We start from the raw sequence: 26122 nt of genomic DNA, 5'->3' as shown, positions 1-26122 counted from the left end.
GGCGGAAATCCATCAGGGCTAGAGGCATCGATGATACCTCATAAAAAGCCGAATATATGGCTGCAATGTACTCTATTTCAACGATCTAAATTGTCTTGCAATCGGAGAGGGTCCATATATGGTATAAGGTATAAAAATAAAAAAACCGAGTAAAACTCGGTTTTTAATTAAAGATTAATAACAGTTAAACATGTTATTAATCTAATCAGTTATTTTACTACCGTTAATGTCGGCTTCTTACCTGAACCTTTATTGCTTGGTTTTGCTTCTTTATTGTCTTCGACAGACTGTAAAGGCATATCAAACTTTTCATAAGCAGGTTCTTCAGGGAAAATAGTACCAGCACCATTTTCACGCGCATAAATTCCTTCAATAGCATATAAAGGAACGTACACTTGCATTGGTTGACCAGAGAATCGAGCATTAAAAGATAATGCTTCGTCATCTAAAGAAAAAGCAATCACTGAACTAGGCGCAATATTTAATACTATCTTGCCATTTTCAACAAATTGTTGTGGTACATCAACATGTGGTTTTGTTGCATCAACAATTACATGAGGCGTGCATTCACTATCAACTATCCAGTTGTAGAAAGCACGCATTAGATAAGGACGTTGTACTAACATTTCCGACATTTTAAATACCTATCAATTTAAAGAATTAACCGCCGATACGGATTTCACGCTCAGTTTCAGTCATTGAAGCTTGAAATGATTCACGTTCAAATACTTTAACCATGTAGCTTTTTAGACCTGTTACGTTATCGTAACCTAAGTCGATTTTTAATTCTGGTAGACGCCATAATAACGGAGCCATGTAGCAATCAACAATCGTAAACTCTTCAGACATAAAGTAAGAGAAGTGATCAAATACTGGTGCAACTTCAAGAATTTTAGCACGTAATTTAATACGAGCAGCTTCAGCTTTAGCAACATCATTAGACATAACAATAGCAACCAATGGGTACCATTCACTTTCAATACGTTGCATTAATAAACGGCTTTTAGCACGTTCAACTGGGTATACAGGCATTAGTGGCGGATGAGGAAAACGCTCATCTAAATATTCCATAATAATGCGTGAGTTATATAACACTAATTCGCGATCAACTAATGTAGGAACATCACTATTTGGTGTTAATTCAGCTAACTCCTCAGATGGGTTCTCTTCATCAACAGTCGTGATGTCGACATTAACGCCTTTTTCAGCCAACACGATACGTGTTTGGTGACTATATAAATCAGATGGTCCTGAGAACAACGTCATTACAGAACGTTTATTTGCAGCTACAGCCATGGAATACCCCTAGTAGTTAAAAATGTGTGCTTAAAAAACACAAACGGCAATGATGTCACAGTGACGCCATTGCCGAAAAAATGATAGAAATAATATTAGTGCTTAGTGAATATCGCGCCAGTACTCTTTCTTCAATAAGTAACTCAGTATAAATAAGATTATTAAGAAACCGATTACCCAAAAACCTAAGCTTTGACGTTCAAGTTTGTTCGGCTCTCCTGAATAGACTAGGAAGTTTACCAGATCTAGTACCGCTTCGTCATACTCATCGGATGACATCTCACCGGTGCCACTACTTTCAAGTCCGATAACCGTAAGATGTTCAACACCTTGGTCATCAACATGAATTTCTGTAATAGCAGTTGGGATGCCTTGTAACTCTTCTAATACATGTGGCATACCCACATCTTTAAAGACAACATTATTCACACCAAATGGGCGGCTAGGGTCTTTGTAGAAAGAGCGTAAGTATGTATATATCCAATCAGGACCACGTAGACGCGCTTCTAATGTCAAATCTAATGGTGGGTTACCAAACCATTTAGCAGCATCTTTTTTATCCATGCTGTTGATCATTAACTCACCGATTTTACTATCTGTAAAAATCAAATTGTCTTTCATTAATTGATCAGGAATACCCAAATCTGTTGCAACACGCTGGTAACGCTGATGCGCTGTAGAATGACAAGCTGAACAGTAGTTCATGAATATCTTTGCACCATTTTGTAATGATGCTTTATCCGACAGATCATAATTTGCTTTATCTAAAGCAACCGATGCACCCGCTGCAAAAACTAAGCTAGGAACAAGCGCCACTAAGGCTATCAATAATTTTTTCATTAGTGTGTCAACCTCGTTGGTAGTGGCTTAGTTTTTTCATTTTTACTGTAAATAAACAGTGCAATAAAGAAGCCGAAGTATCCTACAGATGCAATTTGAGCAATCAATGTATATAAAGGTGTTGCAACTAAAGTACCTAACACACCCAACACAATGAAACAGATAATGAATTGTGTAATATTCAGCTTATGTTTCCAACTACGGTAACGTATTGATTTCACTTTACAACGATCTAACCACGGCAATAAGAACAGAATTGCAATAGAACCACCAAAGAAAACAACACCGATTAATTTGTCAGGGATCGCACGTAAAATCGCATAGTAAGGCGTGTAATACCAAACTGGCGCAATGTGATCGGGTGTTTTCAAGCCATTGGCCGCTTCAAAGTTAGGCGCTTCAAGCAAGTAACCGCCACCTTCTGGAATAAAGAAAAGAACAGCACAAAAACAAATCAAGAAGAATGAAACACCCATGATATCTTTCACCGTAAAGTACGGATGGAAAGGAATAGCATCGACGATATCTTTCTTACCACTGTATTGCTTATGAAAAGTAAATTTACCTTTTTCTTCTTCTGTCGCTGAGCCTTTTTTACGTTTAATCTCAACACCATCGGGGTTATTAGAACCCACTTCGTGTAAAGCAACAATATGTAAAAAGACCAATGCCACCAATGCTAATGGCAACGCCACAACATGTAATGCAAAGAAACGGTTAAGTGTTGCACCAGAGATAACATAATCACCACGTATCCATAGTGTTAGATCATCACCGATAATTGGAATCGCGCCAAATAATGAGATAATTACTTGCGCTCCCCAGAAAGACATTTGTCCCCAAGGTAATAAGTAACCCATGAATGCTTCAGCCATTAGCACTAAGAAGATCAACATACCGAAGATCCAAATAAGCTCACGTGGCTTTTGGTATGAACCGTAAATTAAGCCGCGGAACATATGCAAGTAAACAACAACAAAGAATGCTGAAGCACCAGTAGAATGCATGTAACGCAATAACCAACCGTAAGGAACATCACGCATGATGTACTCAACAGAAGCAAATGCGCCTGCTGCAGATGGGTTGTAATGCATGGTTAACCAGATACCTGTTAATAATTGATTAACTAGCACTAACATTGCTAAAGAACCAAAAAAGTACCAAAAGTTAAAGTTTACGGGAGTCGGGTATTGTGCAAGATGTTTATTCCACGTTTCCGTCATTGGGATACGAGTATCGATCCAATCGATGCCGCCCATCACTAATTTTTTAAGCATTAGGCATCTCCTTTGTCTACGCCAATGAGGATATTTGTCTCATCCACATAATAATGTGGAGGTATCACTAAATTTAATGGTGCCGGTACATTTTGAAATACACGTCCAGCCATATCAAACTTAGAACCGTGACATGGACAGAAAAATCCAGATTCCACGCCTTCAACTTGCTCATTAAATGAATCTGGTAAATAAGTTGGTGAACAACCTAAATGAGTACAGATTCCAACAGCAAGGAATAAATCAGGTTTTAAAGAACGGCCTGCATTAGTCGCATATTCAGGTTGTTGGGGTTCTTTAGATTCAGGATCACGTAATTTACTATCTAATGTCGCTAGTTCTTCAATTACTTTTTGTGTTCGGGAAACAACCCATACCGGTTTGCCTCGCCATTCAACACGAATTAATTGACCTGGTTGAATTTTGCTAATATTCACGCTAACTGGCGCACCAGCAGCTTTAGCTTTTTCACTTGGACTCCAAGATTTCACGAAAGGTACTGCTACTGCGGCAGCCCCTACAGCACCAACAACTCCAGTTGTTAGTGTTAGAAACTTGCGACGACCAGAATTAACAGGCACATTGCTCATTTAACCATCTCCATTGTGAGCTACTAAAAAAGCAGTTCAAAAAAATATAAAACTGGGGGGTTTACATCAATCCGTTGAAACATGAATTACGAATGTACATAAAAACTGGCTGAATTTTAAAGAAATCGCCCCTCATTTACAAGCCATTACCATTACTTTTGACGGGGAAATACGAAAAAAGCATGGCTTAATTGACCATGCTCTCATTAGAATTGCTTTGCATCAAAAAGACTGCCCAACATTAAAGGCTTAAACGGTAGTATCCATAATAGATGTTGACCCAGATTTTGCAATTTCAGCAAGATCTTTATCAATCCAATACAGCGCTTTACCATCTTCACCAACTAAAGAAATTTTATCTAAAATACCTTTAAATAGTTTCTCTTCTTCATGCTGTTCTGCTACATACCACTGTAAAAAGTTAAATGTAGAATAATCATGCGTTGTGAATGCCACATGCGTGAGTTCATTAATTTCTTTAGTAATTAAACATTCATGTTCGTAAGTTGCTTCAAATACATCTTTTAATGATTCAAAATCAACTGGTGGAGCTTCAATTGAACCTAAAATAGGTAAGGCGCCGGTTTCACTAACATAAGTAAATAAGCGATTCATATGCTCCATTTCTTCTGTAGCATGCTTACGTAACATAGTCGCAGCCCCTTCATAACCTTTATCTTCGCACCAAGCACTCATTTGTAAATACAAGTTTGAAGAGTAAAACTCTAAATTAATTTGTTCGTTTAACTTTTCAACCATGGTCTTATTTAGCATGACCTTCTCCTATTATTATTAATTGATTAACTTTAAAGCGCAGTCCACTAAAAAACAAGTAAAAAAAAGCCCAGTATAAACTGGGCTTTTTTGCAATTCGTAAAAACGAAATTAACGTTTAGAGAACTGTGGACGTTTACGTGCTTTATGTAAACCGACTTTCTTACGCTCAACTTTACGAGCATCACGTGTTACGAAGCCTGCACCACGTAATTCAGAACGTAGTGTTTCATCAAACTGCATTAATGCACGAGTGATACCTAAACGGATTGCGCCAGATTGACCAGTTGTACCACCACCTTTAACAGTGATGTTTAGGTCGAATTTTTCAGCAGAGTCTACTAACACTAATGGTTGACGAACAACCATACATGCAGTTTCACGACCGAAGTATTCATCTAGGTTACGTTTGTTGATAGTGATTTGACCACTACCTGCTTTCATAAACACACGAGCTGTAGAGCTTTTGCGACGACCTGTGCCGTAGTATTGATTTGCCATTGTTTTATATTCCTATTAGATGTCTAAAACTTGTGGTTGCTGTGCAGAATGTTGATGCTCAGTACCAGCATAAACTTTCAATTTACGGTACATTGCGCGGCCTAGAGGACCACGTGGCAGCATACCATTTACAGCTTTTTCAATAACACGCTCAGGAGCACGTACGATCAAGTCTTCAAAGCTAATTGCTTTAATGCCACCGATGAAACCTGTGTGGTGGTAGTAAATTTTACCTTTAGCTTTGTTACCAGTTACAGTAACTTTCTCAGCATTGATAACGATGATGTAATCGCCAGTATCAACATGAGGAGTGTATTCAGCTTTATGTTTACCGCGTAAACGTAAAGCGATTTCAGTAGCTAAACGACCTAGTGTTTTACCTTCAGCGTCAACTACGAACCAGTCGCGTTTTACTTCAGCTGGTTTTGCAACAAAAGTTTTCATTAAGTTATACCCAAATTAATGATTTAAAAAAAATATGACTACATAAATTGCAGCCAAAAATGTATTTTTCGCCTTTCCGTATCCCTTCGAATACGTCTAGCGTAAACAGATCCACCATAACAATTGGGGAGGTGGATAACGTGGGCGGCGAGATTATATAGAAAATTGAGCCAGAGATCACCTGTTTATTACAACTTTATGAACAAGTTTCTCACAGCCCGTTAATAGTTGTTAACAATCAGCGAGATTTACTTATTTGTCTACTTCATTACTTATCTAGTCACTGACTTCATTAATAAAATAATAAGCGATGAAGAGACCGTTATATATCCAGGTGATGGGCTTTACTTAAGTAAGCTTTACTTTGCATTTCTAGCAAACGAGAAACACAACGTTGAAACTCAAAGGCAAGACGAGTGCCTTTATACAGTTCTAATACAGTGACTTCAGCAGACATAATGAGCACTACATTACGGTCATAAAACTCATCAACCATTGCAATAAAACGTCTACTGAGGTCATTATGCTGTTCAGTCATTTGCGGAATGTTAGAAACAAGTACTGTGCGATATAAAATAGCCAATTCAATATAATCATGAACACTACGAGGGCCATCACATAATTCACTAAACTCAATGCTGAGAGCATCAGTACTGTTGGCAATAATATTGAGGGGTCGATCGTTGATAACAATCGTTTGCTTATATTCTTTATCGCCAGAGGCAAATGTTTCAAAACTACTTTTTATTTGCAATTCAGCTTCTTTATCAAGAGGATAATGATAAATTTCAGCTTCAATCAAACGTCCTAAACGGTAATCTTTTCCACCATCTAAGTTGAATATTTCACAATGTTGATTAATAAGATCAATGGCAGGTAAAAAACGCGCTCTTTGCAACCCATTACGATAAAGATGGTCTGGGTGAATATTAGAGGTTGCCACTAGTACAACACCTTCTGCAAATAATGCTTCAAACATACCAGCTAAAATCATTGCGTCAGTTATGTCTTCAACAAAAAATTCATCAAAACAAATAATGTCCGTTTCACTGGCAAATTGCTTAGCGATTTCTTTTAATGGATCAACTTGTCCTTGTAGTAAGGTTAATTTTTTGTGTACTTGCAACATGAAATGATGAAAATGCAGACGCTGTTTACGTTTTCCCTGAATACTATGAAAGAATAGGTCCACGAGGTAAGTTTTCCCACGTCCAACACCACCATAAAAATAAAGGCCTTTAATATTATTTTTAGCTTTAGGGGCTGAATTAAACAAACGTTGAAATAGAGAACTTTTTGGGACGGATTCAGTCTGACTGATTAACAGTTCGTCATATAATCGTTGTAGCATAGTAATTGCTTGCAACTGGGCGTCGTCAGCAAAAAAGTTGGGTTTTAATAGATCTGCTTGATATAAAGAAAGTGGTGTCACAGTAATGTCTTAATAAATCAGTAAATTAACCTTTGTATAACATATTTTGAAGTACTTTATACAGAGACATTTGAAATGTTAAATAAGTTTTGAGGCATATCTCGCGAAAAAGACTAGAAATAACCCCCTTAAACAAATTTAACTATTATTATATAGCAGGTTATTTTATGGATAATAACGAATCAATCATAAAAAAAATTCAGTAATAATGAATAAGGAATCAAAATGAGTGGTTTTATACAAGCCTTGCTGTTTTCAATTTTACTATTAATTAACGTTAATGTTAGCGCTGCCTTACCGACTGCAATCGATGGTAATAATTTACCCAGTCTTGCACCCCTTATAAAAAAGGTCAGTCCAGCAGTTGTAGATATTTCAGTTTCAGGAGGTAGTAAAATATCATCTCAAAACTCAAAGAATTTATTAGATTTCTTAACCCCTAACTCCTCAGTACAAACTAAGTCTCAACCTTTTTCAGGATTAGGTTCAGGTGTGATAATTGATGCTGATAAAGGTTACATCATTACTAATTATCATGTGATTGAACATGCAGATAAGATAATTATCAGTCTTATCTCTGGACGTCAATATGAAGCGACAGTAGTTGGACAAGATCCACAAAGTGATGTTGCATTATTACAAATAAAAAGTAAGCACCCTTTGGTTGCAATTACATTTGCTGACTCCGATAAGTTGCAAGTAGGCGACTTTACTATTGCCATAGGTAATCCATTTGGTTTAGGACAAACTGTAACATCAGGTATTGTCAGTGCTCTTGGTCGTAGCGGACTTAACTTACAAAACCTAGAAAACTATATCCAAACCGATGCTGCTATTAATAGCGGCAACTCTGGTGGTGCATTATTAAACTTAAAAGGGGAATTGATTGGTATCAATACCGCTATTTTAGGACCTAACGGAGGCAACATTGGTATCGCGTTTGCGATTCCAGCTAACATGGTAAAAAACTTAGCTCAACAACTTTCAGAGTTTGGTGAAATTCGTCGTGGCATACTCGGTATTAAAGGCGGAGAAGTAACACCTGAGTTAGCAAAAAGCTTTGAATTAGACATCAATCATGGTGCATTTATTTATCAAGTGACACCAAACTCAGCAGCAGACAAAGCAGGATTAAAAGCGGGCGATGTAATCACTTCAGTTAACGGAATAAATATAAGATCGTTTGCGGCATTACGAGCAAAAATAGGCACGTTAAGTGCAGGGAAAAAAGTAGCTTTAAATGTCATGCAAGACGATCAAGAAAAAACAATCATCGTTATTTTAGGAGGTAAAGGTTCAACGTCTTTAACAGCAACGGCTAAGCCCCCTACTATTATATTTAAAGGTGCAATATTAAAAGACGCAGAAAAAGGACAACTTATCCCTGGTATTAATGTAGATCAAGTTGAAAAAAATTCAGAGGCTGATCGTTCTGGCATCGTTAAAGGGGACGTCATTATTGCAGTAAACCGTACTAAAGTAACAAATCAACAGCAACTTATCACTGAACTTAAGAAAGCTAAAAACATGAGAGCCTTGAATATCATGCGTAATAACCGACCAATCTACATAATATTAGACTGAGATCACAAAAAAATGTAATAAATTTACACAAATATACGTTTAATAAGCCTTTATTGATTATAAATAATTTTTTATTCGATAATTTCTTGTAAAATACGCGCCATAAATTATAAAAATGACAGTTTCAATAAAACTTGTAAATAAAAGTAAGTAAAAAAGCACAATCACTCTTGGAGAAAAGACGGTGAGAAAAACTAAAATAGTATGTACGATAGGCCCAAAATCAGAATCTAAAGAAATGTTAACAAAACTAGTTGAGAACGGCATGAATGTAATGCGTCTTAACTTTTCACATGGTGACTTCGTTGAACATGGAACTCGTATCACGCGTATCCGCGAAGTATGTGAAGAAACAGGCAAAAATGTTGCGGTACTACTAGATACTAAAGGCCCAGAAATCCGTACTGTTAAATTAGAAAACGGTAACGATGTATTATTAACTGCAGGTCAAGAGTTCACTCTTTCTACAGACCAAACAATCGTTGGTGATAACACTATCGTTGCAGTAACTTACGAAAACCTAACAAAAGACCTAATGGTTGGTAACACGGTATTATTAGACGATGGTCTAATCGAAATGACAGTTAAAAGCATCACAGATACAAACGTTATTTGTACTGTAATGAATACGGGTGAGTTAGGCGAAAACAAAGGTGTTAATCTACCAGGTGTTAAAGTTCAACTACCTGCTTTGTCTAAAAAAGATAAAGGCGATTTAATCTTTGGTTGTGAGCAAGATGTAGATTTCATTGCAGCGTCATTTATTCGTAAGAAAGAAGACGTATTAGAAATTCGTGAGCTATTAAAAGCAAACGGCGGCGAAAAGATTCAAATCATCTCTAAAATTGAAAACCAAGAAGGTGTTGATAACTTTGATGAAATCCTAGCGGTTTCTGACGCGATTATGGTTGCTCGTGGTGACTTAGGTGTTGAAATCCCTGTTGAAGAAGTAATCTTTGCACAGAAAATGATGATTGAAAAAGCAAACAAAGCACGTAAGCCTGTTATTACAGCAACGCAAATGCTTGACTCGATGATCAAAAACCCTCGTCCAACTCGTGCTGAAGCGGGTGATGTTGCAAATGCTATCATCGATGGTACTGATGCAGTAATGCTTTCAGGTGAATCAGCTAAAGGTAAATACCCTGCAGAAGCTGTTGAAATCATGGCTTCTATCTGTGCGCGTACTGATAGTGTTTTACACTCAGTAACGGATGAGAAAGAAACAGATCTTCGTATTACAGAAGCAGTATGTAGCGGAGCAGTAAAAAATGCTGAGCAATTAGGTGCTAAACTACTTATCGTTGCAACAGGAGCTGGTAAATCAGCTCGCTCACTTCGTAAGTACTTCCCATCAATGCCTATCCTAGCATTAACAAGTAACCCTAAAACACGCCAACAATTAGCGTTAACTAAAGGTGTTTCAGCTAAAGTTGTAGAACAACAAACTTCAATGGAAGACTTCTACAAGTTAGGTATGGATATAGCAAAAGAGCAAGGCTTAGTAGTAGCGGGCGACAAAGTAGTAATGGTAACAGGTGCATTAGTAGATTCAGGTACAACTAACACTTCTTCTGTACACGTTATTTCTTAACACTAGATCTTCCACTTAAATGACAATAATTATATAATTTATTGTTTTTTACATTATAAAACATCGTCTTAGGGCGATGTTTTTTTTTGCGCTATGTTAATTAAATAAAAAGTAATTTTCCGCCAGCCGTCAGTTTTCTATATACTGAACTTCAATTTTTTGCATCTATTGCGTATAAATAAAAATATATGAAACTGAAACTCTGTTCAAATTATTTAATTAAACCTATTCTGTGTGGATTACTCCTCGCTGGAATCATTATTTATAGTCCAATAATATTTAAAAGTTTAAGCAATAACAGTAGTTATCAACCAGAGGTTATCAGCTACTCTGATGCAGTCAAAAAATCAGCTCCTTCGGTTGTTAATATATACTCTCAACAATACATTGATTCCAGTGTAGGCAGTAAGCAGCAATTACAACCAACCGGTTTAGGTTCAGGTATTATCCTTGACTCTAAAGGTTATATTTTAACTAACTATCATGTTATTTCTAAAGCAGATCAGATTTTGATTGCTTTACAAGATGGGCGTTTATTTACAGCCACTATTATCGGTAGTGATATTATTACTGACTTAGCGGTATTACAAATTGATGGTGAAGACCTCCCCGTGATGCCACAAAATCCTGATTACGATCCTGAAATAGGTGACTTGGTATTAGCGATAGGTAACCCTTACAACCTTGGTCAAACGATTACACAGGGAGTAATTAGCGCATTAGGTCGTAGTGGCATGAGTAGTACTGGTCGCCAAGATTTTATTCAAACAGATGCCGCTATTAATGAAGGTAACTCAGGCGGTGCTTTAATTAACAGTCGGGGTGAATTAGTGGGTATTAACACCTCAGAGTTTTACACTGGCACAAGTAACGTTACTTACGGTATTAGTTTTGCTATTCCTTATCGTTTAGTCACTCATGTAATGAAAAGCATCATAAAAAATGGTCGTGTTATTCGTGGTTCATTAGGTATTGAAGCAGAAAACCTAGATCCTTTAGTTGCTCGTTTATGGGGTCTAGAAGCTAAAAATAGTATTATTGTGAAAAAGATAACCGATGGCGGTCCCGCACAAAGATCAGGTATGCAGAAAAATGATATTATTTTAAAAATTGACGACAGAGATGCCATTAACCTTATTGTAACAATGGATAAAATAGCCAAAATAAAACCTGGAACGAATACAAAAATCACTATATTAAGACAAGGTAAAGAACAAATACTTGATGTAGAAATTGGTGAGTTACAACAATAACAAGTGAATTATACTCTGCTATCAATAGTAAAAAGTTCAGTATAAAAATGAGGTAGAGTAAAAGTAATCATATTTTTTCTAGAAAATGAACATGGTAATTTAACCTAAATTTGTTAATCGTTTTCCTGTTTATAATTCTTTTTTTATTCACCTATTCCTCTTTCTATGACCTCTTCTATAAATACGATCTTCTGAATTTTAGATATAAAAAAGAAAGCCGAAGCTTTCTTTATTTATAGAATAGAGATCATCTATTCAGTACAAATTTTTAAACTAAGGTTCTACACGACGCATTTTAGCACCTAGTGGAATAAGTTTATCTTCAATCGCTTCATAACCACGGTCGATATGATAAATCTCATCAACTGTTGTTTCACCCTGTGCGATTAAACCAGCAATAACTAGACTCGCAGAAGCACGTAAATCAGTCGCCATTACAGTTGCACCACTTAGCTTATCGTTATCACCACAAATAGCTAAATTACCATCTAGCTCTATGTTAGCGCCCATACGGATTAATTCAGGAACATGCATAAAGCGATTTTCAAAGATATTCTCTTTAATACGCCCCGTACCAGGTGCAACAGTATTAAGCAGCGTAAATTGTGCTTGCATATCGGTAGGGAAAGCAGGATGTGGCGCTGTTGTAATATTAACTGATTTTAAAGTACGTCCAGTCATATCAACTTCGATCCAATCATCACCAGTAGTCACTAATGCGCCAGCTTCTTCTAATTTAGATAATACAGCAGTCAATAGTAACGGATCAGTTTTAATACAACGTACTTTACCGCCACTCACAACACCAGCGACTAAGAAAGTACCTGTTTCAATACGGTCAGGTTGTACTTGGTAAGCACAGTCACCTAGCTTTTCAACACCTTCGATAACGATAGTATCAGTACCTGCACCAGTGATTTTTCCGCCCATACCGTTAATAAAGTTAGCAAGATCTACGATTTCAGGCTCTTTAGCAGCATTCTCAATCGTAGTGATGCCTTCAGCAAGTGATGCAGCCATCATTAAGTTACCTGTACCAGTAACACTCACAAGGTCCATGTATAGATGACAACCTTTTAAACGACCGTCAACACGTGCTTTAATAAAGCCGTCTTCTACTTTAATCGTTGCCCCCATTTGCTCTAAACCGTGAATATGTAAATTCACTGGGCGAGCACCGATCGCACAACCACCAGGTAATGAGATATCAGCTTCACCAAAACGAGCAACTAAAGGACCTAACGCTAAAATTGAAGCACGCATACTTCTCACTAATTCATAAGAAGCAGTGTAGTTTTTAACATCTTTTGCATTAATATGGACAGTGTGTTGATCTTGACTAGCTGTTGCACCTAGCTCTTTCAGAAGCTCAAGTGTTGTAGATATGTCTTTTAAAAGCGGTACATTACTTAAGTTAATATCGCCCTCTGATAACAAAGTAGCAAATAAGATTGGTAATGCTGCATTCTTTGCACCAGAAATAGTAACCTCACCATTTAATTGGCAGCCACCTTGAATAATAAATTGACCCATGAAAATCCCTATAAACTTACTAAATAAAATGTTTTTGTTTTTGCCACTCATCTGGCGTTAACGCTTTAATAGTTAACGCATGAATAGCATTAGTTGCTATCTCTTCAGACAAATGAGCATAGATACTTTGTTGTTTTTTAACGCGGCTCATATCAATAAACATGTCACTCACAGCAATCACTTGGAAAGTACCACCTTCACCTTTAACAATACAAACGTCCAATGTTAGGGCTTGTTCTAATTTTTCTTTAATTATTTCAGTATTCATAATAAACCACTATTTTTCAAAAAATGTTTCAACACCATAAAGCTCAGCTAATACACGTAGTTTTGCTGAAGCATTAACCAATTTCAACGTTGGATATTGTGTTTTAATTTGTACTAAATATGCAACTCCCGCAGAGTCAACGTTATTTAATTGCGATAAATCTAAGTTTTCAATTGCTTGGTAAGTATTTACGGCTGGATAAGCTTGCTCGCTTAAATTAGCGAGCAATAAATCTCGTTCAAGTAACTGGTTGTTACTCATGATGTAAACTCATCATTTTTTTGTAGTAGTAGTTTAATAACTTCATCAATTCCTTTTTTCTGAATTAATGAGCCAAATTCTGAACGTTTAGTATCTAACATACTGACACCTTCTGCGATCACATCAAACACTTTCCACTCACCTGTTTTTTTATTTTTACGCAATTTAAAATCTAGTTGGGTTACTTGCCCATTATTGTCGCGCATTCTAACAGGAACACTAACGATTTTCTTACCCTTAAAATTATTATTATCGAGTATCGTCAGCGTTTGTTGATCATATTTAATTAAGATATGACCATAAGCATTAATTAAATACGTACGGAATGCATCAACAAAATTATCTCGTTGTTCAGCGGTTGTTTCTCTTAAATGGGGACCAACTACACTATAGGCTGCATATTTGTAATCAAAATAAGGAATAAGTTCTTCATTAATGATCACTTTAATGTATTCAGGCTCTTTCGCTAGTCTGTCTTTTTCACTCGTTAAACGTTCAAATGTATTAGTCGATAAAGTATGGAGCGTTTTATTAGGATCAGTTAAATCATGCTCACTCGCCATTAGTGAGAATGAAAGAGAATATAAAAAAGCAAAAACATAAATAAATAAACGCATTAGTCGTCCTTATTAATAGAATAAATAAACTGTCCAATTAGATCTTCAAGCACTAATGCAGACTTAGTATCTTCAATCAAATCACCATTACCTAACATGTCAATATCATCGGTAATAAACCCAGGTTTAATACCAACATATTGCTCTCCTAATAACCCTGAGGTTAAAATTGCGAGAGATGATGTTTCAGGGTAAAAACCTTGTTTTTCGAACATCGAAAGCGTTACTAAAGGTGTATAAGTTTTAGTATCTAAAGAGATAGACTCAACGCGACCAACAACTACACCACCTAATTTAACTGGTGCTCGTGGTTTTAGACCACCAATATTAGTAAAGTTCGCTTGTAACGTATAACTATTGCCTTCTCCTTTAAAAGATAAACCAGCAACGCTAAACGCTAAAACAATAAAAGAGGCGATTGCTGCAACAACAAATAACCCAACCCAAATTTCTAATTTTTTTTGTGACATGTTAGCCTCCAAACATAATAACAGTTAGTAAAAAGTCCATCGCTAAAACAAGTAACGAAGCTAGTACCACGGTTTTAGTAGTTGCTCTGCTGATCCCTTGTGCATTAGGAATCACATGAAAACCATTGTATAGAGCAACCCAAGTAACAATAAAAGCAAAGATAAGACTTTTGATCATACCATTGACAACATCTGGAACGAAATGAACACTACCTTCCATCACAGACCAAAAAGAACCACCATCGATTCCCATCCAACTCACACCAACCAAAAATCCTCCCCAGATAGCCACTAGATTAAATATTAAGGTTAATAACGGTAAAGTAAGAATGCCTGCAATCAAACGAGGCGCAATAACTCGTTTTAAAGGAGAAACCGCCATCATTTCCATGCTGGCAATTTGCTCTGTACTTTGCATTAACCCTATTTCAGCTGTTAATGCAGACCCTGCCCGTCCTGCGAAGAGTAAGGCGGCAACAACTGGCCCAAGTTCACGCAATAGAGATAAAGCCACCATACTGCCTAAGCTTTCTTCTGCGGCATAGTCTACCAAAACATAATAGCCTTGTAAGCTCAGTACCATGCCGATAAAAAGACCAGCAGTGATAATAATAGGTAATGATAAAATCCCTAACTGATAAACTTGTGCAATACATAACTGAAATAGTTTGGGATGTGGTTTTGCAAATAAAGTACGGTAAAACATCATTGCTGACTGCCCAATACCTTGTATAGATTGCAAAGTATAAGCGCCAGTATTTTGTAAGACTTGTGTAAGGTATTCACTCATTATCGGTTTACCTCTTCTAAATCTGCTTGATAATCATTGGCAGGTAAATGAAATGGTACAGGCCCTTGAATAGCTCCCGCTAGAAATTGCTGTAATAATGCATTATCTTTTTGCGCTAGTACTTCATCAACAGTGCCTTCTGCAATAATTTTTTTATCAGCAAAAACATAAACGTTATCTGCAATCGATAATACTTCATTAACATCATGTGACACGATAATAGACGTTAAGCCTAATGTATCGTTGAGTTGTTTAACTAACTTTAACAATACATTCATCGATATAGGATCTTGCCCTGTAAAAGGTTCATCATACATAATGACTTCAGGATCTAGTGCAATAGCACGCGCTAAAGCAACACGTCTGGCCATTCCTCCCGATAACTGAGAAGGATATAAATCTTTTGCTCCACGTAAACCCACTGCATTAAGCTTCATCAACACTAATGTCGATAACAATTTTTCGTCTAGATGAGTATGCTCACGTAGTGGGAAAGCTACATTTTCAAATACGCTTAAGTCATTAAATAGCGCACCACTTTGAAATAGCATACCCATTTTTTTACGTGCTTGATAAAGCGCTTTTTCAGAACATTCATGGATTGAAGTACCATTGAAGATAACTTCTCCACTATCAACAGGAATTTGACCACCAATCAATTTCAATAAGGTCGTTTTACCAATGCCACTTGGTCCAAGCACAGCAGTTATTTTACCTTGTTCAAATTGCATATCGAGCTTATCAAAAATTTTCTTTTGTTGGCGCGTAAAGCTAAGTTGGTTAATTACAATGTGTTGTGTTGGCATAAATACATTTTTCTCTAAGAAAAAGAACGCTCAGTCTAATAATTCCACCATGAAAGGCAATTAATAATCGGACTAAATCGTAGTAAAGTAATAATTTAAATTAGATTTTACCTATAAAAAGGTAAATAAGCTAAATTTAGAAAGTGATAAACCTAATAGTGACCACTTTCTGACAAATTATCTTTATGTTAGTTTCGGTAATTATGGCATTAATAATGACATAATGACTGTTTAATCTATTTAATGCTAAGTAGTATTGTTATGATTGGCACATATTTTGATTTTTGAAATAAACAATGCTCGCCTTAATGTGTGTACTTTGATATTTTCATAATAAATCACTAACATCTTAAAAAAGAGTCGATAAATGATTGATACACCTTATGGAAAAGTCAGCAGTAATATTTTTGAGCAAGCACAAAAAATAAAACTCTTTATTTGCGATGTTGATGGTGTATTTTCTGATGGTCGAATTTATTTAGGCAATGATGGCGAAGAGCTTAAAGCATTCCACACAAAAGATGGATTTGGTCTAAAAGCGATAATGCAACAAGGGATAGACGTCGCTATCATTACTGGTCGACAATCTAATATAGTTGAAAATAGAATGTCTGCATTAGGCATTAAACATATTTACCAAGGTAAAGATGATAAATTAAGCGTTTATAAATCACTATTAGAAAAATTGAACTTAATGCCTGACCAAACTGCATATATAGGTGATGATGTTGTTGACCTACCAGTCATGATACAATCAGGATTAGGGATAGCCGTTAATGATGCACATCCATTAGTTTTACAACAAGCAGATCTGGTGACAACCGTAAAAGGTGGATTTGGAGCAGTACGTGAAATTTGCGACTTATTTCTACAATGTCATGGACAACTCTCAACCACCCAAGGTAAAAGCGAATAAATGAACAAACGCCAAAGCATTCCTTTTATAGCCCTATTAATTGCATTTATAGCATGGATATATGTAAAGCCAGATGTAGAATTTCCATCTCTTCCAGATCATCACCCTAGTTATATTGCCGACGATGTAAAAAGTCATCATTACGATGAGTTTGGCTTTAATGATTATCGTGTTTTTGCAGAGAAAATGACAAATTATCCTGAAACTGATACGACTTTTTTTGAAAACCCAAAAATAATTTTTTATACCAAAGATAAAAACTCAGACTCTGTAACAACATGGCAGTTAACGAGTGTTGAAGGCACATTGACAGAAAAATATAACTTACTATTATCAGGTGACGTTTTAGTTGAAAACCTCAGTAAAGATCAGTTAGTACAAACTATGTCTACCGCACAAGCAACGGTGCAATTAGATAGTAAAGAAATTACCAGCAGTAAAAAAGTCACATGGACAGGACCACAAGTTAAACAAGAAGGTGTCGGCTTATGGGCATCAATGGTCACAGAAGAAATGAAACTTAATTCTAATATAAAAGCGGTATACCTTAATGAACCTAAATAAATTAACAGTTTTACTTACTATTTCGCTGTTTAATGTAAATGCTTCTGCATTAGAGTCTGACTTCAATCAACCTATTCATGTTTCCTCTGTAAAACAACATGCAAGCTTGAAAACCAATACGGTCGTTTTTACTAATGATGTTTTATTAACCCAAGGTTCTATCAAAATTACTGCGGATAAACTAACCGTTATTCGTGGTACGAAGCCAAATAATGAAACAATGATCGCAGAAGGTAATGTCGCGACATTCCATCAAGTGCAAGACGATGGAAAACCATTTGATGCGGAAGCAAAAACAATCCGCTATGACGTAGCAAAAGGCAAAGTAACGTTATCTAAAAATGCACAAGTAAAACAATTAGATAGCCAAGTTAATGGCGGGGAAATAGTTTATTTCTTAGAAAGCCAAGAGCTGAATGTAACTACCGATAAAAAACAAAAAGAACGTGTACAAACGATCTTTTTACCAGCTCAATTTGAAAAAGATAAAAAAACTGATTCGTCTAAATTGTCTACTCCAAAAACAACAGGAGAAAAATAGAGATGGCTGAGTTACGGGCAACAGGGTTAGTTAAAAGTTATAAAGGACGTACCGTTGTAAATGGTGTTGGTCTAACTGTAAAAACGGGTGAAATAGTTGGTTTATTAGGCCCCAATGGTGCTGGGAAAACAACGTCTTTTTATATGGTTGTCGGCCTAGTTAAACAAGACCATGGCAGCATCGTTATTGATGATGAAGATATTTCTAGCGACCCGATGCATATTCGAGCACAAAAAGGCATTGGTTATTTACCACAAGAAGCGTCTATCTTTCGTCGTTTAACTGTGACTGAAAATATTATGGGCATTTTACAAACCCGTAAAGAACTAACACAATCACAACGAGATGAAAAACTTAATACTTTATTAGAAGAGTTTCATATTACACATATTCGTAATAGTAAAGGAATGAGTTTATCAGGGGGTGAACGACGTCGTGTAGAAATTGCCCGTGCTTTAGCTACTGAGCCAAAATTTATTTTATTAGACGAGCCTTTTGCTGGTGTCGATCCTATATCGGTGATTGATATCAAAAACATAATTCAACAATTACGTGATCGTGGTCTAGGTGTATTGATTACAGACCACAATGTACGTGAAACATTAGATGTTTGTGAGCATTCATATATAGTGAGCCACGGTGAGATTATAGCCGTGGGCACCCAAGATGAAATATTAGCAAACGATCATGTGAAACGCGTTTATCTAGGTGAAGAATTTAAACTTTAAGTCTTAGCCATACGTTCAGGAAGATATGTTTTGATGAAACAGGGTTTACAGTTGAAAATGGGTCAGCAATTAGCAATGACCCCTCAATTACAGCAAGCAATAAAACTATTGCAGCTATCAACGCTCGATCTCCAACAGGAGATTCAAAACGCATTAGACTCCAACCCTCTTTTAGAGCAAGATGATCAAACGGGGACTGAGGAGTTAATCAAAGAAGCTGATAGCAGTGAAGTAGATACTTCAGAAGCCATTTCTCAACAAGAGTTTTCAGATGACTTACCCGCAGAAAAAGAGTGGGAAGAGTCTTATAATTCGACACCGATTACAGGTACTACTTCGAGTGCCGTTGCATACGATGGAGAAAGCACTGTCTATCAAGGAGAGTCTTCGACTTCTCTACAAGACCATTTATTATGGCAAATGCAATTAACGCCTTTTACTGAAACAGATCAAGTCATTGCAATGGCTATCATCGACTCTATTGATGAATCTGGTTATCTAACCACTAATTGTGAAAGTATTCTAGAGAGCTTACAAACAGATTTAGAAGAATTAGAGTTAGATGAAGTAGAAGTGGTATTAAAACGTATTCAGCACTTTGATCCGCTAGGTGTTGCTGCTCGCACCACTCAAGAATGTTTACAAATTCAACTTCGCCAATTACCACGTACAACACCATGGCGAGATGAAGCAATCCAAATCCTTGAACAATACATGGACCTTCTTGGTAATAGAGATTACAGAACACTTGCACGTAAAAGTAAGTTTAAAGAAGCACAACTTGCAGAAATAATGCGTTTAATTCAAAGCTTAGAACCTCGTCCTGGTAATGGTATTGAAACAAGTGAAACACAATATATTATTCCAGATGTTTACGTTAAAAAAATTCAAGGCCAATGGCGAGTGTCGTTGAATCAAGATTGTGATCCTAACTTATCAATCAACCAGCAATACGCGAATATGTGTTCAGGTAATATAAGTAAAACCGACTCTCAATTCATTAAAGGCCATCTACAAGAAGCTAAATGGTTTATCAAAAGCTTAGAGAATCGTAATGATACATTACTAAAAGTATCTAATTGTATTGTGCAACAACAACAAGCTTTCTTCGAATATGGCGATGAGTCAATGAAGCCAATGGTTTTAAATGATGTAGCCTTTGAAGTAGAAATGCATGAATCAACTATTTCCCGAGTGACGACGCAGAAGTTTATGCACACGCCTCGTGGCATATATGAATTGAAGTTTTTCTTTTCAAGCCATGTTGCAACTGATGGTGGTGGCGAATGCTCATCAACCGCTATTCGAGCTTTAATTAAAAAGCTGGTTGCTGCAGAGCTAACAACTAAACCTTTAAGTGATAACAAAATAACGCAGTTATTGGAAGAAAAAGGTATTCAAGTAGCAAGACGTACTATTGCTAAGTACCGAGAATCATTAGGTATTCCACCTTCTAACCAGCGAAAGCAATTACTTTAATTAGTGAGCAACGCAAATAAAATTGGGATTAACTATAGTTATTTAATGCTAACCTGCTAAACTCGCGCGTCCATTAAGTACAGTTAAACTAAATATTATGAAAATATCTACTTTATTAAATCAAGATTCAGTATTCTGCCAAACAGCCTGCACGAGTAAAAAAGGGGCGTTAGAAAAAATCAGCCTTATTGCGGCTAAAGAATTAAATTTAGATGCGCAAGAGTTATTCGAAAGCTTAATTGCACGAGAGAAAATAGGGTCGACTGGCGTTGGATCAGGCATTGCTATCCCACATGTTAAAATCTCTAGTGAATTACCTGCAACCGCTGTATTTTTACAATGTGAAACAGGGATTGATTATGATTCATATGATGGTAATAAAGTAGATATATTATTTGCTATCTTTGTACCAGAAGATCTTTGCAAACAATACCTTTCTGCTTTATCAGAGATAAGCCAAAAGTTATTAGATAAGCAATTCTTACGTCAATTACGTAGTGCACAAAACAACCAAGAGTTATTTGAATTACTGACGTTATAAATCACAGGAGTAAATATGAAGTTAATTGTTATTAGCGGTCGTTCAGGATCAGGAAAAACAATTGCCCTCCATGTACTTGAAGATTTAGGTTACAACTGTATTGATGGTGTCCCGTATCAATTATTAGAACAATTAATTGATACGGTTGACCCAAAAGATAATAAAGTAGCCGTCACCTTAGATATACGCAATATGCCAACTAAAGTTGATGAAATTAAACAACTGGTTGAGTCATTACAGAAAAAAGTCGAATTAGAAATCATCTATATAGATGCACTGACCAGTGAATTAATTCGTCGTTATAGTGAAACACGTCGTTTACACCCTCTTTCAAAACAAAAACTTTCACTATCTCAAGCTTTAGAATTAGAAAAAGAAATGCTAGCGCCATTACAAGCTCTCTCTGCTTTTTCAATTGATACGACCGCCCTGTCTGTTCATAATTTAAATGAACATTTAAAAATATATTTACAAGGTTCGACTAAGAGTAACTTATTAGTTATTTTTCAATCTTTTGGTTTTAAACATATACACCCACAGGATGCTGATTATATTTTTGATGTGCGTTTTTTACCGAATCCATATTGGGAAAAAAACTTAAAAGAATATTCAGGTAAAGATAAACTTATTCAAGACTATTTAAGTGCCTTTCCCTTAGTGAAAGAAACCATCACTAATATCGAAAATCTATTCTTAACCTGGCTTCCTCATTTAGAACAAAACAACCGTAACTATGTGACCATTGCTATTGGTTGTACTGGCGGTAGACATCGTTCTGTTTATATAACGGAACAAATAGCGGCACGTTTTAAACATAAATACCAAATACAAATTGAACACAAATGTTTAAAGGAGTAATTCCTGTTGGATAAAATTAAGCAAACAATTACAATACAAAACAAACTTGGCTTGCATACACGTGCAACCATAAAGTTAGTTGAATTAGTCAATGCTTTTGATGCGCAAATTACTATCACTCATAATGAAAAAAAAGCAGATGCTGGTAGCGTACTTGGTTTATTAGTACTGGAAACCTGTTTTAGTCAAGAGATTGAAATAGAAGCACAAGGCACACAAGCACACGAAGCAATGCGCGCTGTCACTGAGCTCATCGAAAATAAATTTTTAGAAGAAGAATAACTCTAGGGGTAAGTATGCTGGAAAACACTAAAGTTGATAATACCCAGCTGCGACTTCAAGAAGTAAAAAAAGCGCTTGAACACGGTATGTTTGTATTAGCACGCAGCATTTTGGATAAAATGCCTGCTTGTGATGTCGCCTTTTTATTAGAATCATCCCCTCCTGCCGATCGTAAAGTATTATGGAATTTAACAGACCATGATCAACACGGTGAAATCCTAGAAGAATTAAATGAAGATGCGAAAGATGGCATCATTAATTTAATGGGAACAGACAACCTAGTCGCAGCGACAGAAGGCATGGAAACCGATGGCTTAGCGTACGTGTTACGTGGCATCCCTGACAGCGTCTATCGAGCGGTATTAGAGCAAATGGACACGCAGGATAGGCAAAGAGTTGAGCTAGCCTTAGCATTCCCTGAAGACACTGCTGGTTCAATGATGAATACCGATACGGTAACCGTCCGTCCAGATGTTACCATCGAAGTTGTTTTGCGCTATTTACGGTTAAAAGGTTCGTTGCCCGATACTACCGATGCTTTATACGTTGTTGACACTGATAACAAACTACTCGGAGATGTTTCTTTATCTACTTTATTAACTGTAGAGCCTACCTCTATTATCAGTGATGTGATGAATCATGGCACTGAACCACTACAAGTATTGATGGAAGAAAATGAAATAGCAAAGCTATTTGAACGACATGATTGGATTTCTGCTCCTGTTATTGACGATAACAAACAATTATTAGGTCGTATTACCATCGATGATGTCGTTGATATCATTCGAGAGAATGCTGAGCATTCAATGATGGGTATGGCTGGTATGGATGATGATGAAGATACCTTCGCACCAATTTTACCCAGCGCCAAGCGTCGTACAGTATGGTTATCAGTTAACTTAATTGCCGCTTTTATTGCTGCTTCTGTTTCCAATATGTTTGAAGCTACTCTAGAGCAAGTAGCAACATTAGCCGTATTAATGACCATCGTGCCGAGTATGGGCGGTATTGCCGGTAACCAAACATTAGCCTTAGTTATTCGAGGTATTGCAGTTGGCCATATCAGCAGCAGTAATACACGTTGGTTAATTGGTAAAGAAGCAGCCATTGGTGTGTTAAACGGTATGATTTGGGCTGTGTTAGTCGCTACCGCCGTCGTATTATGGAAAGGAGATATGCAAGTCGGTTATATCATTGCAGGTGCGATGTTTATTAACCTTTCGATTGCAGGTATCGCAGGAGTTTGTATTCCATTATTAATGCATAAGTATAAGATAGATCCTGCATTGGCGGGTGGTATGGCATTAACAACGGTTACTGATGTTATTGGCTTATTCTCATTCTTAGGAATGGCAACACTAGTCTTACGTCATTAACGCTTTAATATTATAATCATACCCCCCTCTATTTCATTGAAGTTAGAGGGGAGTCGTTATGATTAAATAAACTCTAACCATGATTCGATTAAATTAAGAAAATCTTCTAACCCACATTCAGCTTGAATCTCTTGGTCATAAAAATTTAAATCATTCGCATCTTCTAAATCAGAATCTGACTGATGTAAGCTATGATTAATAATAATCGCTTCTTCGGTATTTAAATCTAAAGCAAACTCATCACCGATTAATTTATATTCAGTAATCTCTTTGTTTTGTAACTGTACGATCACAGATAGTAACGCTTCAACCCAGTCTTTTTTTTGACCTTCTTGTTCTAACCAAGTACCAAAAGCTTCATGCCCCATCGATAGTTTTACCGTTGCTTTATCGCTGAAATAGTCTTTTTTGAAGTCAAATTCCATTGTGCTAATCTCTATTATTTAATTAATGTCAGCAGTATAAACAGGTTTTAATATTATACCAATTTAGTATAGAGAAGATTTAAATAGCAGAAATTAGCAAACCAAAATGGCAAGTAATTTAAAGTAGCGAGCAGGCAGGAGTAGATAAGTAAAAGCAGATAGGAACAAAAAAGCCCTTACAAAATGTAAAGGCTTTTTTATTAATGGTTAGTGTTAATTAAGAATTAACAGCTATTTTTAGTTCAGCAGTAGCAACAACATTCGTCGGTACTAGCTCGTAAGCTGCTTGTGGTTTTAATACTACATTTGATTTACTTGCAACCATTAGCATTTGTTTAAGACGGTTTGACTCAAAAGGTTTTAATAATAAACCTTGAACGTCTAATAAACTATTTAAACCCAATAACTCACGTTGTACGTCGTTATGAGAGTTTAAGATGCTAATGTCAGCTGATGCTGATGTTTGGCCTGTACGGATTGATTTAATTAACTCAATACCAGAACACTCTGGTAATAAAGCATCAACAATAATTAAGTCAAAATCTTGTAGGGCGATTGAACGCTCTGCTTCAAGTGTTGTAGCAACACCTTCAACATAAGAAACATTTAACGCTTCTAATTGGTCAATTAACTGTATACGACCTTCTGCAGAACCTTCAACAATTAACACTTTCATGTTAGTAATTGCATTAGTGATGATCTCACCTTGTGCCATTGGTGAAACAGTGTTTTCTGAGACAGTTAAACCTTCCATACGTGCAATGTAGCCACGTTTAGGAATAGTAGAAATATTTAAACCGTGAAGACTCAATGTGCCTACACTTTTACGTAACTGAGAGATATGTTGGTTGATTGTATGGTCTGTTACTAAACGTCCCCAAACATGTTGAGCAAGATCTTCACGCGTAACAACCGTATTAACGTTTTTACATAGGAAATGCAAAAGAGAAGTACGTAAAGGACCTAAATAAACTTTACGACTGCCATGAATTAAACTGTTTTGGCTCGTATCAATGTGGAATTCGCCCACAACTAAACTTTTTTCTAACATAATAGTACCCATTTTTGTTTTAATGTAAGTGCCAGTTCCAGTGGATAGGCAATTTTTTATTTTAATTTTTGGACTGCTTAAGCAATCTCTTATATATAATCGCAATCATATTATCAAATTAACATAAAAACACAAATGTATTCCTATCCAGTCATTAATTTGTAAAATTAACATCACGAATCATTACTATAGAGTAGTTTTTTTATCATGCCAATAAAAAATGAATATTAAATGCATTTAATAATACCCATTTTTTATTTTTACTTTTTATTTCGTTAAATAAATATGCACTTTACAATTAAACATAATACGTAATTATTTTTAAATAGTTGTCCTGATTTTCATACATGAATTTCAAATTGACACATAGAAGTTAATATTTATTATGATAAGTAATGATTAATTTATTTACCCTCAAGCCTTATTAAGGCTAATGGGATGGTATTATAAAAACACAGTACAAAACATCGTAGTTACTTTATATCGAAAGTGTTCAGAAGAAAAATCATTCATATCGACTATATTCTTCCCCTATACTCAGCCTCTCTTTAATACATACCCGATTAAATAGTTATTCAATATGAGTGATTAAAAAAACCGATTAGCAATTTAATGTTTTTTATAAAAAAAATAATGACATTTAGACATCCCAAATTCTAATTTACTATTTCTTCTTATGATTATTTGACAAAAGACTTAAAAACGAAGAATGAGTCAATTTAAATTAAACATAAAAACAATAATAATTAATGATAGCGGTATTAAATCGCTTTATTTTATTGTTTTTTGTTGTTTATTGAACGTAAAAACGTGGAGAGAAGATATATTATTCTTGCTTACATCTAAACTTATAGAGGGAATAATTTAATTAAAAATAGAATATAAAAAAGGCAGCTCAATGAGCTAATGCCGATCGGTTAAGGATCTAAGAAGAAAACTTGAACGATCTTGCAGATAGAACATAATCCCCACTCTTATTTAAGGTTGGGGATTTTTTTGTTTAATCAAGAAATGGAATTGGTGTATGAATC

30 protein-coding genes are annotated in these 26122 nt (G+C 36.0%); 12 read left to right on the top strand and 18 right to left on the bottom strand.

Going from position 1 to position 26122, the window contains the following annotated elements:
• Window positions 1–209: 209 nt before the first annotated feature.
• From SP041_RS19390 to zapE, 9 genes are all read right to left on the bottom strand, one after another.
• Window positions 210–626, bottom strand: coding sequence for a ClpXP protease specificity-enhancing factor (locus SP041_RS19390; RefSeq protein ID WP_025565138.1), 417 nt, complete (start codon window positions 624–626; stop codon window positions 210–212).
• Between the two features lie 34 nt (window positions 627–660).
• Complete coding sequence (sspA, locus tag SP041_RS19385) at window positions 661–1296, bottom strand: stringent starvation protein SspA (protein WP_025565139.1); 636 nt, start codon at window positions 1294–1296, stop codon at window positions 661–663.
• Between the two features lie 102 nt (window positions 1297–1398).
• A complete protein-coding gene (locus tag SP041_RS19380) occupies window positions 1399–2136 on the bottom strand; it encodes a cytochrome c1 (protein ID WP_025565140.1) in 738 nt (245 codons plus the stop codon).
• Window positions 2136–3413 carry a cytochrome bc complex cytochrome b subunit gene (locus SP041_RS19375; RefSeq protein WP_025565141.1) on the bottom strand — a complete coding sequence of 426 codons (1278 nt, stop codon included), beginning with the start codon at window positions 3411–3413 and terminating at the stop codon, window positions 2136–2138. Before SP041_RS19375 ends, SP041_RS19380 begins: the two co-directional genes overlap by 1 nt.
• Window positions 3413–4003 carry a ubiquinol-cytochrome c reductase iron-sulfur subunit gene (petA, locus tag SP041_RS19370; protein WP_025565142.1) on the bottom strand — a complete coding sequence of 197 codons (591 nt, stop codon included), beginning with the start codon at window positions 4001–4003 and terminating at the stop codon, window positions 3413–3415. Before petA ends, SP041_RS19375 begins: the two co-directional genes overlap by 1 nt.
• Before the next feature lie 249 nt (window positions 4004–4252).
• Complete coding sequence (gene ftnA / locus SP041_RS19365) at window positions 4253–4777, bottom strand: non-heme ferritin (RefSeq protein ID WP_025565143.1); 525 nt, start codon at window positions 4775–4777, stop codon at window positions 4253–4255.
• A 111-nt stretch (window positions 4778–4888) separates the two neighbouring features.
• The gene (gene rpsI, locus SP041_RS19360; RefSeq protein ID WP_025565144.1) at window positions 4889–5278 is read right to left on the bottom strand and encodes a 30S ribosomal protein S9; all 390 of its coding nucleotides are present in this window, start codon (window positions 5276–5278) and stop codon (window positions 4889–4891) included.
• A gap of 15 nt (window positions 5279–5293) precedes the next feature.
• Window positions 5294–5722 carry a 50S ribosomal protein L13 gene (gene rplM, locus SP041_RS19355; RefSeq protein WP_025565146.1) on the bottom strand — a complete coding sequence of 143 codons (429 nt, stop codon included), beginning with the start codon at window positions 5720–5722 and terminating at the stop codon, window positions 5294–5296.
• A 322-nt stretch (window positions 5723–6044) separates the two neighbouring features.
• Window positions 6045–7154 (bottom strand): cell division protein ZapE, encoded by a 1110-nt coding sequence (gene zapE, locus SP041_RS19350; protein WP_025565147.1) that lies wholly within the window; start codon window positions 7152–7154, stop codon window positions 6045–6047.
• Window positions 7155–7379: 225 nt separating this feature from the next.
• Between zapE and SP041_RS19345 the strand changes: the two genes are divergently transcribed.
• From SP041_RS19345 to degS, 3 genes are all read left to right on the top strand, one after another.
• Entirely contained in the window at window positions 7380–8738 is a 1359-nt protein-coding gene (locus SP041_RS19345) for a Do family serine endopeptidase (RefSeq protein WP_025565149.1), read from the top strand.
• Between the two features lie 184 nt (window positions 8739–8922).
• A complete protein-coding gene (gene pykF / locus SP041_RS19340) occupies window positions 8923–10332 on the top strand; it encodes a pyruvate kinase PykF (RefSeq protein WP_025565150.1) in 1410 nt (469 codons plus the stop codon).
• Between the two features lie 188 nt (window positions 10333–10520).
• Window positions 10521–11585: an outer membrane-stress sensor serine endopeptidase DegS gene (gene degS / locus SP041_RS19335; protein ID WP_037049621.1), complete on the top strand. Its 1065-nt coding sequence runs from the start codon at window positions 10521–10523 to the stop codon at window positions 11583–11585.
• A 273-nt stretch (window positions 11586–11858) separates the two neighbouring features.
• Here degS and murA read toward each other — a convergent pair whose 3' ends face one another.
• Genes murA through SP041_RS19300 form a run of 7 tightly spaced genes read right to left on the bottom strand, consistent with a single transcriptional unit; the run spans window position 11859 to window position 16330 of the window.
• The gene (murA, locus tag SP041_RS19330; protein ID WP_025565152.1) at window positions 11859–13118 is read right to left on the bottom strand and encodes a UDP-N-acetylglucosamine 1-carboxyvinyltransferase; all 1260 of its coding nucleotides are present in this window, start codon (window positions 13116–13118) and stop codon (window positions 11859–11861) included.
• A gap of 19 nt (window positions 13119–13137) precedes the next feature.
• Entirely contained in the window at window positions 13138–13386 is a 249-nt protein-coding gene (locus tag SP041_RS19325; RefSeq protein ID WP_025565153.1) for a BolA/IbaG family iron-sulfur metabolism protein, read from the bottom strand.
• Window positions 13387–13395: 9 nt separating this feature from the next.
• Window positions 13396–13647, bottom strand: a complete 252-nt coding sequence (locus SP041_RS19320) for an STAS domain-containing protein (protein WP_025565154.1) — start codon at window positions 13645–13647, stop codon at window positions 13396–13398.
• A complete protein-coding gene (locus tag SP041_RS19315) occupies window positions 13644–14264 on the bottom strand; it encodes an ABC transporter substrate-binding protein (RefSeq protein WP_025565155.1) in 621 nt (206 codons plus the stop codon). Before SP041_RS19315 ends, SP041_RS19320 begins: the two co-directional genes overlap by 4 nt.
• Window positions 14264–14734: an outer membrane lipid asymmetry maintenance protein MlaD gene (gene mlaD, locus SP041_RS19310; protein WP_025565156.1), complete on the bottom strand. Its 471-nt coding sequence runs from the start codon at window positions 14732–14734 to the stop codon at window positions 14264–14266. The genes SP041_RS19315 and mlaD overlap by 1 nt, the downstream gene beginning before the upstream one ends.
• A 1-nt stretch (window position 14735) precedes the next feature.
• The gene (gene mlaE / locus SP041_RS19305; protein WP_025565157.1) at window positions 14736–15524 is read right to left on the bottom strand and encodes a lipid asymmetry maintenance ABC transporter permease subunit MlaE; all 789 of its coding nucleotides are present in this window, start codon (window positions 15522–15524) and stop codon (window positions 14736–14738) included.
• Window positions 15524–16330 carry an ATP-binding cassette domain-containing protein gene (locus SP041_RS19300; protein WP_025565158.1) on the bottom strand — a complete coding sequence of 269 codons (807 nt, stop codon included), beginning with the start codon at window positions 16328–16330 and terminating at the stop codon, window positions 15524–15526. Before SP041_RS19300 ends, mlaE begins: the two co-directional genes overlap by 1 nt.
• Before the next feature lie 367 nt (window positions 16331–16697).
• On the opposite strand from SP041_RS19300, the gene kdsC reads away from it, so the two are divergent.
• The 9 genes from kdsC to mgtE all read left to right on the top strand — a co-directional run bounded on the left by kdsC (window position 16698) and on the right by mgtE (window position 23615).
• Window positions 16698–17246, top strand: a complete 549-nt coding sequence (kdsC, locus tag SP041_RS19295) for a 3-deoxy-manno-octulosonate-8-phosphatase KdsC (RefSeq protein ID WP_025565159.1) — start codon at window positions 16698–16700, stop codon at window positions 17244–17246.
• Window positions 17247–17810: an LPS export ABC transporter periplasmic protein LptC gene (lptC, locus tag SP041_RS19290; protein ID WP_025565160.1), complete on the top strand. Its 564-nt coding sequence runs from the start codon at window positions 17247–17249 to the stop codon at window positions 17808–17810.
• Window positions 17797–18351 carry a lipopolysaccharide transport periplasmic protein LptA gene (gene lptA / locus SP041_RS19285; RefSeq protein WP_025565161.1) on the top strand — a complete coding sequence of 185 codons (555 nt, stop codon included), beginning with the start codon at window positions 17797–17799 and terminating at the stop codon, window positions 18349–18351. Before lptC ends, lptA begins: the two co-directional genes overlap by 14 nt.
• 2 nt (window positions 18352–18353) lie before the next feature.
• On the top strand, window positions 18354–19079 hold the full coding sequence (lptB, locus tag SP041_RS19280; RefSeq protein ID WP_037049624.1) for an LPS export ABC transporter ATP-binding protein: 726 nt from the start codon (window positions 18354–18356) through the stop codon (window positions 19077–19079).
• Between the two features lie 33 nt (window positions 19080–19112).
• A complete protein-coding gene (locus SP041_RS19275; protein ID WP_025565163.1) occupies window positions 19113–20558 on the top strand; it encodes an RNA polymerase factor sigma-54 in 1446 nt (481 codons plus the stop codon).
• Between the two features lie 97 nt (window positions 20559–20655).
• On the top strand, window positions 20656–21099 hold the full coding sequence (ptsN, locus tag SP041_RS19270) for a PTS IIA-like nitrogen regulatory protein PtsN (protein ID WP_025565164.1): 444 nt from the start codon (window positions 20656–20658) through the stop codon (window positions 21097–21099).
• 15 nt (window positions 21100–21114) lie between these two features.
• Window positions 21115–21957 (top strand): RNase adapter RapZ, encoded by an 843-nt coding sequence (rapZ, locus tag SP041_RS19265; RefSeq protein WP_025565166.1) that lies wholly within the window; start codon window positions 21115–21117, stop codon window positions 21955–21957.
• Window positions 21958–21963: 6 nt separating this feature from the next.
• The gene (locus tag SP041_RS19260) at window positions 21964–22239 is read left to right on the top strand and encodes an HPr family phosphocarrier protein (protein ID WP_025565167.1); all 276 of its coding nucleotides are present in this window, start codon (window positions 21964–21966) and stop codon (window positions 22237–22239) included.
• 14 nt (window positions 22240–22253) lie between these two features.
• The gene (mgtE, locus tag SP041_RS19255) at window positions 22254–23615 is read left to right on the top strand and encodes a magnesium transporter (protein WP_025565168.1); all 1362 of its coding nucleotides are present in this window, start codon (window positions 22254–22256) and stop codon (window positions 23613–23615) included.
• A 62-nt stretch (window positions 23616–23677) separates the two neighbouring features.
• Here the strand turns inward: mgtE and SP041_RS19250 are convergent, their stop codons facing one another.
• Both SP041_RS19250 and SP041_RS19245 read right to left on the bottom strand, forming a co-directional pair.
• On the bottom strand, window positions 23678–24040 hold the full coding sequence (locus SP041_RS19250; RefSeq protein WP_025565169.1) for a YacL family protein: 363 nt from the start codon (window positions 24038–24040) through the stop codon (window positions 23678–23680).
• Window positions 24041–24257: 217 nt separating this feature from the next.
• A complete protein-coding gene (locus tag SP041_RS19245) occupies window positions 24258–25091 on the bottom strand; it encodes a winged helix-turn-helix domain-containing protein (RefSeq protein ID WP_025565171.1) in 834 nt (277 codons plus the stop codon).
• Window positions 25092–26122: the final 1031 nt, after the last annotated feature.

Origin of the sequence: Psychromonas sp. SP041, assembly GCF_000470315.2 — a bacterium.
Taxonomy (GTDB): Bacteria; Pseudomonadota; Gammaproteobacteria; order Enterobacterales; family Psychromonadaceae; genus Psychromonas.
The sequence above is the reverse complement of the archived record's forward strand: the minus strand, read 5'-3'. Positions and strand labels throughout refer to the sequence as shown.